Source organism: Kitasatospora sp. NPDC056446 (assembly GCF_042796115.1).
GTDB lineage: Bacteria > Actinomycetota > Actinomycetes > Streptomycetales > Streptomycetaceae > Kitasatospora.
In genome coordinates this window covers 1-13,122 of record NZ_JBHTRF010000009.1, presented here as the reverse complement: position 1 = coordinate 13,122, position 13,122 = coordinate 1, and the positions used below count along the sequence as shown (strand labels likewise).

General features: G+C 71.2%; 12 protein-coding genes and 2 rRNA genes. 3 read left to right on the top strand and 11 right to left on the bottom strand.

Translation table 11 applies throughout. The features are described from left to right. Positions 1-145: 145 nt before the first annotated feature. Positions 146-334: a hypothetical protein gene (locus ACFQ6N_RS08370; RefSeq protein WP_380647778.1), complete on the top strand. Its 189-nt coding sequence runs from the start codon at positions 146-148 to the stop codon at positions 332-334. A 74-nt stretch (positions 335-408) separates the two neighbouring features. Here ACFQ6N_RS08370 and ACFQ6N_RS08365 read toward each other — a convergent pair whose 3' ends face one another. Further along, on the bottom strand, positions 409-798 hold the full coding sequence (locus ACFQ6N_RS08365; RefSeq protein WP_380647776.1) for a metal-sensitive transcriptional regulator: 390 nt from the start codon (positions 796-798) through the stop codon (positions 409-411). A gap of 360 nt (positions 799-1,158) precedes the next feature. On the opposite strand from ACFQ6N_RS08365, the gene ACFQ6N_RS08360 reads away from it, so the two are divergent. Both ACFQ6N_RS08360 and ACFQ6N_RS08355 read left to right on the top strand, forming a co-directional pair. Continuing rightward, a complete protein-coding gene (locus tag ACFQ6N_RS08360) occupies positions 1,159-1,779 on the top strand; it encodes a DUF47 domain-containing protein (protein WP_030059626.1) in 621 nt (206 codons plus the stop codon). A gap of 5 nt (positions 1,780-1,784) precedes the next feature. Further along, positions 1,785-2,780 carry an anion permease gene (locus tag ACFQ6N_RS08355; protein WP_380647775.1) on the top strand — a complete coding sequence of 332 codons (996 nt, stop codon included), beginning with the start codon at positions 1,785-1,787 and terminating at the stop codon, positions 2,778-2,780. 308 nt (positions 2,781-3,088) lie between these two features. Here the strand turns inward: ACFQ6N_RS08355 and pstB are convergent, their stop codons facing one another. From pstB to ACFQ6N_RS08305, 10 genes are all read right to left on the bottom strand, one after another. Next, positions 3,089-3,865, bottom strand: coding sequence for a phosphate ABC transporter ATP-binding protein PstB (gene pstB, locus ACFQ6N_RS08350; protein WP_380647774.1), 777 nt, complete (start codon positions 3,863-3,865; stop codon positions 3,089-3,091). Positions 3,866-3,907: 42 nt separating this feature from the next. Next, positions 3,908-4,978: a phosphate ABC transporter permease PstA gene (gene pstA, locus ACFQ6N_RS08345; protein ID WP_380647773.1), complete on the bottom strand. Its 1,071-nt coding sequence runs from the start codon at positions 4,976-4,978 to the stop codon at positions 3,908-3,910. Then, positions 4,975-5,952: a phosphate ABC transporter permease subunit PstC gene (pstC, locus tag ACFQ6N_RS08340; protein ID WP_380647772.1), complete on the bottom strand. Its 978-nt coding sequence runs from the start codon at positions 5,950-5,952 to the stop codon at positions 4,975-4,977. The genes pstA and pstC overlap by 4 nt, the downstream gene beginning before the upstream one ends. Before the next feature lie 151 nt (positions 5,953-6,103). Then, complete coding sequence (gene pstS, locus ACFQ6N_RS08335; RefSeq protein ID WP_380647771.1) at positions 6,104-7,237, bottom strand: phosphate ABC transporter substrate-binding protein PstS; 1,134 nt, start codon at positions 7,235-7,237, stop codon at positions 6,104-6,106. Between the two features lie 225 nt (positions 7,238-7,462). Continuing rightward, positions 7,463-7,924, bottom strand: a complete 462-nt coding sequence (locus tag ACFQ6N_RS08330) for an NUDIX hydrolase (protein ID WP_380647770.1) — start codon at positions 7,922-7,924, stop codon at positions 7,463-7,465. Between the two features lie 73 nt (positions 7,925-7,997). Then, a complete protein-coding gene (locus tag ACFQ6N_RS08325; RefSeq protein WP_380647768.1) occupies positions 7,998-9,083 on the bottom strand; it encodes a CHAD domain-containing protein in 1,086 nt (361 codons plus the stop codon). A gap of 122 nt (positions 9,084-9,205) precedes the next feature. Next, on the bottom strand, positions 9,206-11,383 hold the full coding sequence (locus ACFQ6N_RS08320; RefSeq protein WP_380647977.1) for an RNA degradosome polyphosphate kinase: 2,178 nt from the start codon (positions 11,381-11,383) through the stop codon (positions 9,206-9,208). Positions 11,384-11,757: 374 nt separating this feature from the next. Then, the gene (gene mshD / locus ACFQ6N_RS08315) at positions 11,758-12,768 is read right to left on the bottom strand and encodes a mycothiol synthase (protein WP_380647767.1); all 1,011 of its coding nucleotides are present in this window, start codon (positions 12,766-12,768) and stop codon (positions 11,758-11,760) included. Positions 12,769-12,841: 73 nt separating this feature from the next. After that, positions 12,842-12,958, bottom strand: a 5S ribosomal RNA gene (gene rrf, locus ACFQ6N_RS08310). Positions 12,959-13,029: 71 nt separating this feature from the next. Next, positions 13,030-13,122 (bottom strand): 23S ribosomal RNA (locus tag ACFQ6N_RS08305); the annotation flags it as partial.

Sequence of the window (13,122 nt, the reverse complement as noted above, 5' to 3'; positions counted from 1 at the left end):
GGGTGGCCGTCCGGGGAGCGATGGCCACCCGTTTCGGCGGCGCCGAGATGGCCCGTCCGTGCCATGTGGACGGGCCCCGGAGTGCCTAGGCTGGACGTCGGGTGGCTGCCGCCCGGGCTGGCGAGGCACTGAAGGGGTGGTGCAGGTGGTGTCGTCCACGGGCGGCCGCAGCGGCGGCCACGACGACGCGGCCCTCGACGAGATCGAGCTGGCCGGCGAGCTGATGATCGCCGCGACGGCCAGCTCCGGCGACCGGCTGCCGACCGAACGGATCGACGAGGTGCTGCTCGACCGGGCCGAGCCCGGGCCCGCCGACCGGGAGGCCGACGGCTGACGGGGCCGGGCCGGAGGCAAGGAGCCGGGCGCGGGCGGGCGCGAGCCGGGGCCGGACTCGTGGCTGCCGGCGGCTCAGCTGCGCAGCAGCCGGCTGATCGCGGCGGTGGCCTCGGCGACCTTGGCGTCCAGCTCGGCGCCGCCCTGCTCGGCGGCCGCGGCGACGCAGTGCCGCAGGTGCTCCTCCAGCAGCGAGAGCGCGAAGGACTGCAGTGCCTTGGTACTGGCCGAGACCTGGGTGAGCACGTCGATGCAGTAGACGTCCTCGTCGACCATCCGCTGGAGGCCGCGGATCTGGCCCTCGATCCGGCGCAGCCGCTTGAGGTGGGCGTCCTTCTGCGCGCTGTAGCCGTGCGGGCCGTGCCCGCCCTGCTGCGCCCCGGCGGCCGCGGGTGCGGTGTGGTCGGCGTGCGGGTCGGCCCCGTGCGCGTGATCCGGCTCGGTGCGCGCTCGCGTGGTGGTCATCGGCCCCGCCTTCGTCTGAGTGCCTGGTGGCTGCGTCGGCCACAAGTGTCCAACACCGGGGCCTTCCGTGGTGTTCCGACCGCCGACGCGGCATGTGCCGGACGGTCCCGGCGGGGCCGTCCGGCGGTTCACCCGTCTGAGCGGCGACCCGGCTCTTCCGCGCGCACGACGGGGACAATCCGGGCGAGGTTCCGTCAGACTGGGGGCTCGCGTCCGCACGTGGCGGGGCGTCCCGGGTCAGCCGGTGCGGCAGCCGAACGGAAGGGGAGGTTCCGGCTCCATTCCCGGCACCCGTTTGCGCGATTGCGCTTGGTTGCACCTAGCATCGTTCAGTCCGTACCCCGCACATCGGAGATTTCCGTGCGTTTTAGCCTGACCCCGAAGGAGACGAGCTTCTACGACATGTTCGCCGCCGCGGCGGAGAACCTCGTCGTCGGATCGAAGCTCCTGCTGGAGCTGCTGGGATCAGACGTGTCGGCCCGTGCGGAGATCGTCGAGCGCATGCGCGCCGCCGAGCACGCCGGGGACGACACCACCCACGCCGTCTTCCACCAGCTGAACTCGTCCTTCATCACGCCCTTCGACCGCGAGGACATCTACAGCCTCGCCTCGTCGCTGGACGACATCATGGACTTCATGGAGGAGGCCGTCGACCTGGTCGTCCTCTACGACATCCAGACCCTGCCGAAGGGGATCGAGCAGCAGATCGAGGTGCTGGCGCGGGCCGCCGAACTCACCGCCGAGGCGATGCCGAACCTGCGGAGCATGTCGAACCTCACCGAGTACTGGATCGAGGTCAACCGGCTCGAGAACCAGGCCGACCAGATCCACCGCAAGCTGCTCGCCCACCTGTTCTCCGGTCAGTACGACGCCATCGAGGTGCTCAAGCTGAAGCAGGTCGTGGACGTCCTTGAGGAGGCGGCGGACGCGTTCGAGCACGTCGCCAACACGGTGGAGACCATCGCCGTCAAGGAGTCCTGACCCTCGTGGACATGGCTGCACTCATCGCCGTCATCGGCGTTGCGTTCTTCTTCACCTACACCAACGGCTTCCACGACTCGGCGAACGCGATCGCCACCTCGGTCTCCACCCGGGCGCTCACGCCCAGGGCCGCGCTCGCGATGGCCGCCGTGATGAACCTGGCCGGCGCCTTCCTCGGCAGCGGCGTGGCGCACACCGTCTCCAAGGGGATCATCGAGACCCCCACCGGCAACCAGGGGATGGCGATCCTGTTCGCCGCCCTGGTCGGCGCGATCGCCTGGAACCTGGTCACCTGGTACTTCGGTCTGCCGTCCTCCTCCTCGCACGCGCTGTTCGGCGGCATGGTGGGCGCGGCGCTGGCCGGCGGGATCGACGTGATCTGGAGCGGGGTGATCGACAAGATCGTCATCCCGATGGTGGTCTCGCCGGTCGTCGGCCTGATCGGCGGCTTCGCGGTGATGCTGGCGATCCTGTGGATCTTCCGGCGGGCCAACCCGCACAAGGCCAAGCGCAACTTCCGGGTCGCCCAGACCGCCTCGGCCGCCGCGATGGCCCTGGCGCACGGTCTGCAGGACGCCCAGAAGACCATGGGCATCGTGGTCATGGCGCTCACCATCTCCGGCCACCAGACCACCGGGGACATCCCGGTCTGGGTGAAGATCTCCTGCGCGACCATGCTCTCGCTGGGCACCTACGCGGGTGGCTGGCGGATCATGCGGACGCTCGGCCGAAAGATCATCGAGCTGGACCCGCCGCAGGGCTTCGCTGCCGAGGCCACGTCCGCGGCGATCATGTACATCACGTCGTTCGTCTTCAAGGCGCCGATCTCCACCACCCACGTGATCACCGCGGCGATCATGGGCGCGGGCGCCACCAAGCGGATCCGCGCGGTGCGCTGGGGAGTCGCCAAGAACATCGTGCTCGGCTGGTTCATCACGATGCCGGCGGCCGCCATCGTCGCGGCGCTGGTGTACTGGTTCGTCCACCTGTTCTGGGGCTGATCACCCGGCCCGAACGCCCGATCAGCCCCGAGCCACCCCGACCGCCCGCCCCGAGCCAAAGGGGCGCGCCGGTGCCGAAAGGGAGAAGGGCCAAGCCGCCGACGCAGGAGGTGGCGCAGCGCCCGCCGACCGTCGGCACCGGGTCCGAGCGCCCCGGAGGCGAGCGGGTGAACAACTGACAGGGCCCGCCCCCACATCTCGGGGGCGGGCCCTTCTTCATGTCCCGCGGCGGCACCGCCATGCAGCACCGCGGGACAGCTCGCGTTCCGTCACTCGCCGCACTGCCGCTCGTGACGGGTCCGGTCGGTCTAGCCGAAGCGGCCGGAGATGTAGTCCTCGGTCGCCTGGACCGACGGGTTGGAGAAGATCCGCTGGGTGTCGTCCAGCTCGACCAGCTTGCCCGGCTGGCCGACGCCCGCCAGGTTGAAGAAGGCGGTGCGGTCGCTGACGCGGGCCGCCTGCTGCATGTTGTGGGTCACGATGACGATGGTGAACTGCGACTTCAGCTCGCCGATCAGGTCCTCGATGGCGAGGGTGGAGATCGGGTCGAGCGCGGAGCAGGGCTCGTCCATCAGCAGGACCTGCGGCTCGACCGCGATGGCGCGGGCGATGCACAGGCGCTGCTGCTGACCGCCGGAGAGGCCGGCCCCCGGCTTGTTCAGCCGGTTGTGGACCTCCTTCCAGAGGTTGGCGCCCTTGAGCGAGCGCTCCACCACGTCGTCCAGGACGGACTTCTTCTTGACGCCCGCGAGCCGGAGGCCGGCGATCACGTTGTCGTAGATCGACATGGTCGGGAACGGGTTCGGCCGCTGGAAGACCATGCCGATCGCCCGGCGCACGGCGACCGGGTCGACGTTGGAGGCGTACAGGTTCTCGTCGTCCAGGAGGACCTTGCCCTCGACCCGGGCGCCGGGGATCACCTCGTGCATCCGGTTCAGGGTGCGCAGGAAGGTGGACTTGCCGCAGCCGGAGGGGCCGATGAAGGCGGTCACCGAGCGGGGCTCGATCGCCATCGAGATGTCCTCGATGGCCTTGGTGGTGCCGTAGAAGGCCGACAGTCCGCTGACGTCGATGCGCTTGGCCATGATCGTTGCTTCTCTCGTCTGTCTCGTACGTCAGTCGGTCGCTCAGTGCCCGCTCTTGGGCGAGCGCCAGCGGGCGATGCCCCGGGCGATGAGGTTGAGCCCCATCACGAAGGCGATCAGCACCAGCGCCGCGCCCCAGGCACGGGCGTAGCCGTAGTCGTTGTTGACCTGCGAGTACTGCGTCCAGATGTACATCGGCAGGGACTGCTGCGGTCCGTCGAACGGGTTGCTGTTGATGTAGTCGGCGCCGAACACCAGCATCATCACCGGGGCGGTCTCGCCGGTGATGCGGGCGACCGCGAGCATCACACCGGTGGTGATGCCGCCGATGGCGGTGGGGAGGACGATCCGCAGGATGGTCTTCCACTTCGGCACGCCGAGCGCGTACGAGGCTTCGCGCAGCTCGTTCGGGACGAGCTTGAGCATCTCCTCGGTGGACCGGACCACGACCGGCATCATCAGGATCGCCAGCGCGAGGCTGCCCGAGAAGCCGGAGTAGTTGAAGCCCAGCGCGAGGTTCCAGACCGAGAGGATGAACAGACCCGCGACGATCGACGGGATGCCCGTCATGACGTCGACGAAGAAGGTGACCGCCTTGGCGAGCTTGCCGCGGCCGTACTCGACCAGGTAGACGGCGGTCAGCAGACCGATCGGGGCGGCGATCGCGGTGGCGAGGCCGACCTGCTCCAGGGTGCCGATCAGGGCGTGGTAGATGCCGCCGCCCGGGCCGGACTGGAGCACGCCCTTCATCGAGTGGCTGAGGAAGTTCCCGTCGACCACGTGGATGCCCTGCTGGACGGTGTAGACCGTCAGGGCGACCAGCGGGACGACGGCCAGGATGAAGGCGACCCAGACCACCGAGGTGGCGAAGCGGTCCTTGGCCTGCCGGCGGCCCTCGATCCGGGCCGAGAGTCCGTAGCTGACCAGCAGGAACAGCGCGGCCGAGATGAGGCCCCACTGGAGGTGGCTCTCCAGGCCCCCGAGGGCGCCGATCGCGCAGCCGGCGACGATCGAGCCGGCGGCGACGGCGGCCGGTGCCCACTTGGGCAGGCGGTTGGCGGTCAGCGGGCGGCCGAGGGGTCGGGCGTCCTCGACGACGGCGGTGACGGTCATGCGTTGGCCCCCGAGTACTCCTTGCGGCGGGCGATGATCAGTCGCGCGGCACCGTTCACCAGCAGGGTGATGACGAACAGGACGAGGCCGGAGGCCATCAGGGCGTTGCGCCCGTTGTCGCCGGCCTCGGCGAACTTCAGCGCGATGTTCTGCGCGAAGGTGCCGCCGCCCGCGTCGAGGATGTGCAGCGAGAGGACGTTGCTGGAGGAGAGCACCACCGCGACCGCGATGGTCTCGCCGAGCGCGCGGCCGAGGCCGAGCATCGAGGCCGAGATGATGCCGGGGCGGCCGAACGGCAGCACCGCGGTGCGGACCATCTCCCAGCGGGTCGCGCCGAGCGCGAGCGCCGCCTCCTCGTGCATCCGCGGCACCTGGCGGAACACCTCGCGGGTGACCGCGGTGATGATCGGCAGGACCATGATCGCCAGCAGGATGCCGACGGTGAACAGGTTGCGCGGGGTGCCGGACTTGGTCTGGTCGAAGATGTACGTCCAGCCCAGGTAGTCGTTGAGCCAGCTGGTCAGGCCGTCCATGTGCGGGACCAGGAAGAGCGCGCCCCACAGGCCGTAGACGATGCTGGGGACGGCGGCGAGCAGGTCGACCAGGTAGGCGAACGGCTGGGCGATCCGGCGCGGCGCGTAGTGCGAGATGAACAGCGCGATGCCGATGGCCACCGGGACGGCGATCGCCATCGCGATGACGGCGCTCACGATGGTGCCGACGGCCAGGACGGCGATGCCGAAGACCGGCTTCGGGGCGTCCGGCGCCCACTCGAAGGAGGTCAGGAAGTTTCCGTCGTTCTTGCTGAGGGCCAGACCCGAGCGCCAGGCCAGGAAGCCGGCGATCGCGGCCATGATGACCAGCAGCAGGATGCCCGAGCCCCGGGCGAGGTTCATGAAGATCTTGTCGCCGACCCGGCTGTCGCGCGGCCGGCTTTCCCTGCCTCGCGGGGCGGCAGGGGAGGATGAAGTCATTGGTCTACTCCGGTCTGGTGGCGCCGCCCCGGGAAGGGGGACGGCACCATGGCGGCGGTGCCCCGGACGTGGTGCTGGGTTCGGTGCGCTCCGGTGGGGCGGCCCCGGCCCCCCTCGCTCACGGGGCCGCCCCACCGGTGGTCCTGTCGGGTCAGGCCAGGGTCGGGATGACGGCGTTGACCTTGTCGGTCAGCTCCTTCGGGAGCGGGACGTAGCCCTTCTCGCCGGCCGCCTTCTGGCCCGCGTCACTGGCCGTGTAGGTCAGGAACGCCTTCAGGGTGTCGAGGGTGTCGGCCTTGTTGCCCTTGTCGCAGACGATCTCGTAGGTGACCAGGACCAGCGGGTAGGAGCCCTCGTCCTTGGTCGCGTAGTCCAGCTTCAGCGCCAGGTCGCTGCCGGTGCCGGCGATCTGGGCCTTGGCGAAGGTGTTGGCGGCGTTCGCGGCGGTGGCCTCGACCGGCTTGGAGGCGCCCGTGTTGATCGAGGCGCTCTTCAGGCTGTTGGTCTGGGCGTAGGCGAGCTCGACGTAGCTGATCGAGTTCTTGACCTGCTTCACCTGGGCCGCGACGCCGGCGCTGCCGTTGGCGGACTGGCCGCCCTTGGCCGCCCAGGTCTTGCTGGACGGGTAGGTCCAGGCGCCGTTGCCGGCGGCGGCGAAGTACTTGGTCAGGTTGTCGGTGGTGCCGGAGTCGTCCGAGCGGTGGAAGGACTGGATCTCCGCGTCCGGCAGCTTGGCGCCCGGGTTCAGGGCGGCGATGGCCGGGTCGTTCCACTTGGTGATCTGCGAGTCGAAGATCTTGGCGGCGGTCGGGCCGTCCAGGACCAGGCTGTCCACGCCGTCCACGTTGAAGACCAGCGAGATCAGACCGCCGGCCATCGGCAGGTCGATGCCCTGGCCGCCGGTGCAGACCGCCTTGGAGGCGTCGACCTCGGCCGGCTTCAGGGCCGAGTCGGAGCCCGCGAACTGGACCTTGCCCTGGGTGAACTGCTGGATGCCCGCGCCCGAGCCCACACCCTGGTAGTTGATGGTGGTGCCGGAGCAGGCGCCGCTGAAGTTGGTCTTCCAGACGTCGACCGCGGTGCCCTGGGCGGTCGAGCCGGCGGCGATCAGCGAACCGGGCTTGCCACAGGTGATCGCGGGACCGGCCGAGGCGGAACCGCCGGAGCCGGCCGCGGTCGAGGTGTTGTTGTTGTCCGAGCCGCAGGCGGCGAGCGACAGCGAGCTGACGAGCGCCATGGCACCGATCGCGAGGGCCTTGGAGCGGCCGTTCCGCTGGAGCTTCACTGGGTGTCCCTTTCTGTGGCAATGCCCGCTGCGCGGGCCGTACGAGGACGGCGAAGCGCGGGTTTGCTGTGGTCCGGGGCCCGTGCGGCCCTCCGGTGGTCCCGAAGTTAAGCCGGGGAAGTGACACGACAGCCGGTCGCAAGTGAACGGGGAGTGAACCTCGAAAGGATGGCAGGAAACTACGTCAGGTAGTAACGGTTGCGTCACGGCGAGGGCGCGGCGAGATCACTTCCACGCTTCCTCCACCGGCGGCCCGCCGGCCGTCCGCACCGGCTTCGCCCCCAGGATCGCCAGCAGGGCGTCGACCAGCACCCGGTCGTGGTCGTACGTGAGCCGTGCGCGTGCCTTCCCGGCCGGCAGCCACTCCAGCCGGTCCACCTCCCGGTTGGGCCGGAAGGCGCCGCTCGACGGCACCGCCGCCCAGTACCGGACCTCCTTGGGACGGCCCTGCACCTGATAGTGCTGCGCGGGCAGCTCCGGGCCGAGCAGACAGCGGAACCCGGTCTCCTCCCACACCTCGCGCAGCGCCGCGTCGGCCATGCCCTCGCCGCGGTCGAGCTTGCCCTTCGGCAGGCTCCAGTCGTCGTACTTGGGCCGGTGGATCAGCGCGATCCGCGGCCGCCCCAGCCGGCCGCTCTTCTTCAGCCGGCCCGGCAGCCACAGCACCGCGCCCGCCGCCAGGACCACCGGGGGACGCCCCGCCCCGGTCCCCGCCCCGGACTCCGCGGCCGCCCGTCCCGCTGCCGGGCGCCCGCCCACCTCAGACCGTCCTCGGTGCCGCGGAGTGCGCCCAGGACCCGGCCGGGAGCTCCAGCCAGCCGTCCGGGCCGGGCGGGAGGTCGGGCCACCGGCGGCCGAACGCGTACCTCGCCGACTCCACCTCCCGCCGCTGGTCGGCGTGCACCACGCCCAGCACGTACGCCGTCGCGGGGGTGATCCGCGGGGTGCGCGCCGCCGTGGCGGCGGTGACCGCGGCGTCCGCGGCCTCCTGCTGCCGGGCCAGCACCGCGTCCAGCTCGTCCAGCTCGGAGGACGGACGGCCGCACACCTCCAGCGCGTACCGGGCCCGCTTCACCAGGATCCGCAGCCGGGCCCAGGGCGCGTCGTCGGCGGCCAGCGCCGTGTCCGCGTCCACCGCGCCCCGGGCCGCCGGGACCGCGCCCAGCCGGCGCATCCCGTCCCCGCCGTACGGCGTCGCGGCCCGGTGCAGCGGCAGCTGCTGGGCGGTCGCGGACAGCGCGGCGAACGCGGCGGCGGCGTGCGGCAGCAGCACCGCCGGGGCCCGGCCGGCCGCCGACTCCAGCAGCGGCGCCTCGCCGACCAGCAGCGTCATCCGGTCCGCCAGGGCGTGCAGCCGCGCCGAGCGGAGCTCCTGGAGCACAGTGGAGTGCGCCCGCGTCCTGGCCAGGGTCAGCTGCCGGTCCAGCAGCGCCCGCGCCTTGGGGGCGCCCGCGTGGCCGGTCAGCATGCCCGTCCCGTCCGGGTCGGAGCCGCTCAGCGAGTCCAGTGCGCCCAGCAGCCGGGCCGAGCGGCGGACGTAGCCGGGTTCGAGCGCCAGCAGGTTGAGCAGCCAGCGCAGTTCGGTGCGTGACTCCTGCGCCCAGCTCTGCTCGAAGACCGAGCCGAAGGTGTGCAGCAGCCCGCCGATCCGCCGGACGGCCCGCAGCAGGTCCGCGGTGCCCGCCGCCGGGAGGACGGAGGCCGTCCCGGGTCTGGCGCCGACCTCGCCCACCGCCAGCGGCAGGGCGCGCAGGAAGGCGCCCGCCTGGGCGGTGAGGTGGCGGGCAAGGATGTCCCCGGCGGTCGCGGTGGAGGCCGCCTGGGCCGTCATCGGCGCATCGGTCATGGCGTGGTAGATCCCCGTTCCCCCGGGGCCGTCCCCGGAGCTGGTGGCCGACCGCCGGCGGCAGCTGCCCTTCGAGAGTCCTCAGGGCCGGCTGCCCCGGCGGCTTCGCATCAGTGGACGCGTCAGCGCGCGGTGGCGGCCCGGCGGCGCTGGCGCGAGTCGATCAGCAGGTCCTGGACGTGCCGCAGCTGGCGCTCCTCGGCGTCCAGCGAGTGGCGGGTCCAGGCCCCGTCCGGCCCGAGGTGCCAGGACTCGGTCTCGTCCGACACCCCGAGGTCGATCAGCCCGGACAGCTCGGCGCGGTGCGCCGGATCGGTGATCCGCAGCAGCGCCTCGATCCGGCGGTCCAGGTTGCGGTGCATCATGTCGGCGCTGCCGATCCAGACCTCCGGATCGCCGTTGTTGCCGAACACGAAGACCCGGGAGTGCTCCAGGAAGCGGCCCAGGATGCTGCGGACCCGGATGTTCTCGCTCAGCCCCGGCACGCCGGGACGGATGGCGCAGATCCCGCGCACCCAGACGTCCACCGGCACCCCGGCCTGCGAGGCCCGGTACAGCGCGTCGATCACGGCCTCGTCGACGATCGAGTTGACCTTGAGCTTGACGTACGCCGGACGGCCCGCCGCGTGGTTGGCGATCTCGTTGTGGATCCGCGAGACCAGGCCGTCGCGCAGGCCGCGCGGGGCGGTCAGCAGACGGCGGTAGGACTCGCGGCGCGAGTAGCCGGACAGCCGGTTGAAGAGGTCCGAGAGGTCGGCACCGACCTGCGGGTCGGAGGTCAGCAGGCCGAGGTCCTCGTAGACCCGCGCCGTCTTCGGGTGGTAGTTGCCGGTACCCACGTGCGAGTAGCGGCGCAGGGTGTCGCCCTCCTCGCGGACCACCAGCGACAGCTTGCAGTGCGTCTTCAGCCCGACCAGGCCGTAGACGACGTGACAGCCGGCCTCCTCCAGCTTGCGGGCCCACTTGATGTTGGCCTGCTCGTCGAAGCGCGCCTTGATCTCGACCAGGACCAGGACCTGCTTGCCGGACTCGGCCGCGTCGATCAGCGCGTCGACGATCGGCGAGTCGCCGGAGGTCCGGTACAGGGTCTGCTTGATCGCCAGGACGTCCGGGTCGGCGGCGGCCTGCTCCAGGAAGGCCTGCACCGAGGTGGAGAAGCTGTCGTACGGGTGGTGCAGCAGCACGTCGCGCTCGCGCATCGCGGCGAAGATGTCGGGCTGGGAGGCCGACTCCACGTCGGTCAGCCCGCGGGCCGTACCCGCCACGAACTTCGGGTACTTGAGCTCGGGGCGGTCCAGCTCGGCGATCCCGAACAGCCCGGTCAGGTCCAGCGGCCCGGGCAGCGGGAAGACCTCCGCCTCGGTGATGTTCAGCTCCCGCACCAGCAGGTCCAGGATGTAGGGGTCGATCGACTCCTCGACCTCCAGCCGGACCGGCGGGCCGAAGCGCCGCCGCATCAGCTCCTTCTCCAGGGCCTTGAGGATGTTCTCGGTGTCGTCCTCCTCCACCTCCAGATCCTCGTTGCGCGTGACGCGGAAGGCGTGGTGGGCCAGCACCTCCATCCCCGGGAAGAGCTCCTCCAGGTGCGCGCCCATCACGTCCTCCAGCGGGACGTACCGCTGGGGCGAGGCCTCCAGGAAGCGGGCCAGCGACTGCGGCACCTTCACCCGGGCGAAGTGCTTGTGCCCGGAGACCGGGTTGCGCACCACGACGGCCAGGTTGAGCGAGAGCCCCGATATGTACGGGAAGGGGTGCGCCGGGTCGACGGCCAGCGGGGTCAGGACGGGGAAGATCTTCTGCCGGAACAGCGTGTGGAGCCGGGCCTGCTCCTTCTCGGCCAGCTCCGGCCAGCGGACCAGCTCGATCCCCTCGGTGGCGAGGTCCGGCAGCACCTCCTGCTGGAAGGCGGCCGCGTGCCGGGCCATCAGCTCGCGTGAGCGGGTCCAGATCAGGTCCAGCACCTCGCGCGGCTGCAGGCCGGACGCGCTGCGCTGGGCGACCCCGGTGGCGATCCGGCGCTTGAGGCCGGCCACCCGGACCATGAAGAACTCGTCCAGGTTGCTGGCGAAGATCGCCAGGAACTTGGCCCGCTCCAGCAGCGGTATCCCCGGGTCCTCGGCCAGCTCCAGGACGCGCTCGTTGAACGCGAGCCAACTGCGCTCACGGTCCAGGAAGCGGCCCTGGGGCAACGCTTCGAACTCCTGCTCGTCCGTGGCCGGCAGCTCCGGCGGGATGCCCAGCGCACTGGACATCCTGGCCGTCGGCGACAGCGCGGCAGAGACGGGGCGGGGGATGCTCATGGGCTCCAGCTCCTCCAGCAGCAGGACGGCGTCCGGACGCGAATGGCTCTGCGGGCCGTCGTCCTCGCCCCGGGCCGGACCCGGGGACAGCACCCAGCCTCCGGGCGCGGTCCGTACAGGACCGGCCGGTGCGTGGCGGTCGACTCTGCACGAGCGAGACACTACGGACTTCATCCTGTGATCTTCGCGGCAGCAATTGAATCCACGGTAAACACCGCATGGCCAGGAGGAAAGCTGAGTCGGTCGGGGCAAGGGCCGCCGCCGTCCCGGCCCCTCCCCCGCGGCCGGCCGCTCCCGACCGGCCGGGCGGGCTGACCGACCTGCCCGACCGGCTGACCGACCTGCCCGACCGACCGAGCGGGCTGACCGACCGGCTAGGCCGAGCGGTCCCCGCGGTACCGGGCCCGGTACATCAGGTCCACCTCGTGCACGGTGAAGCCCAGCCGCTCGTACACCCGCACGGCGGCCGGGTTGTCGGCGTCGACGTAGAGGAGGACGGTGTCCAGTCCCCGCCCGCCCTCGGCGGTACCGGTCAGATGGCGCAGGCCCGCCGCGGTCAGCGCACGGCCGAGGCCGCTGCCCTGCTCGGCCGGGTCCACCCCGACCACGTACACCTCGCCGAGCTCCGGCTCGGAGCCGCCGGCCGGGTGCACCTTGGTCCAGTGGAAGCCGACCACCCGGCCGCCGCGGGTGGCCAGGAAGAAGCCGGCCGGGTCGAACCAGGGCTCGGCGATCCGCTCGGCCAGGTCCTGCTCGGTCCAGGCGCCCTGCTCCGGGTGGTGGGCGAAGGCCAGGGCGTTCAGCCGCAGCCACTCGGCATCGTCCTCGCCCGGACGGAAGGTACGGAGTTCGACGCCCTCGGGGACGGGCACCTCCTCGGTCTGCGGACCGGTCCGGCGCATCTGCCGCAGCTCGCGGACCAGCTCGGCGCCGTACGCCCCGGCCAGGTGCCGGGCCGCCGGATGACCGCCGTGCACCCAGAAGTCCACCGCGTCGTGCCCCGCGCGGTGGGCCTGCGCCAGCACGGCGTCCACCAGCGGGCGGCCCAGGCCGCGGCCGCGGGCGGCCGGGTCGACCACCAGCTCGGCGGCGGGGTTGGCAGTCGAGGCCGACGGGACTTCGAGCTGGCCGTAGCCGAGGACGGCTTCGGCTGCGACGTCGGCCCCGGTGCCGGTCCCGCTCTCGGACTCGGTCTTGGTCTCGGTCTCGATGAGGTGGATGACGCCCGGGCGCGGAGTCTCCGCGGCACGCAGCCGGATCCGGCCCTGCTCGGACACGGCAGCCCGGCCGTCCACCACCTGGGCCTCCGCCAGCACACGCAGGGCGCCGTCGCGCTGCCCGGGCCGGAGCACGTTCTCCGCAATGACCGCTGTCTGATCGTCCATGCCCTGACGATACGTCACCGGAAATGCGAAAAACCCCTGATCCATGATGGATCAGGGGTTTTTCTGAATGATTGTTCGGCGGCGTCCTACTCTCCCACAGGGTCCCCCCTGCAGTACCATCGGCGCTGTGAGGCTTAGCTTCCGGGTTCGGAATGTAACCGGGCGTTTCCCTCACGCTATGACCACCGAAACACTATGAAACTGTCGACCCGCCGGCAGGGCGGTCGTTGTTTCAGAACAACACAGTGGACGCGAGCAACTGAGGACAAGCCCTCGGCCTATTAGTACCGGTCAACTCCACCCCTTACAGGGCTTCCATATCCGGCCTATCAACCCAGTCGTCTACTGGGAGCC

Bases quoted from the DNA above. Each gene is read 5' to 3' on its own strand.
- ACFQ6N_RS08365 (WP_380647776.1), bottom strand. From the start codon at position 798: ATGACCACCACGCGAGCGCGCACCGAGCCGGATCACGCGCACGGGGCC.
- pstB (WP_380647774.1), bottom strand. From the start codon at position 3,865: ATGGCCAAGCGCATCGACGTCAGCGGACTGTCGGCCTTCTACGGCACC.
- pstA (WP_380647773.1), bottom strand. From the start codon at position 4,978: ATGACCGTCACCGCCGTCGTCGAGGACGCCCGACCCCTCGGCCGCCCG.
- pstC (WP_380647772.1), bottom strand. From the start codon at position 5,952: ATGACTTCATCCTCCCCTGCCGCCCCGCGAGGCAGGGAAAGCCGGCCG.
- ACFQ6N_RS08325 (WP_380647768.1), bottom strand. From the start codon at position 9,083: ATGACCGATGCGCCGATGACGGCCCAGGCGGCCTCCACCGCGACCGCC.
- ACFQ6N_RS08320 (WP_380647977.1), bottom strand. From the start codon at position 11,383: ATGAGCATCCCCCGCCCCGTCTCTGCCGCGCTGTCGCCGACGGCCAGG.
- mshD (WP_380647767.1), bottom strand. From the start codon at position 12,768: ATGGACGATCAGACAGCGGTCATTGCGGAGAACGTGCTCCGGCCCGGG.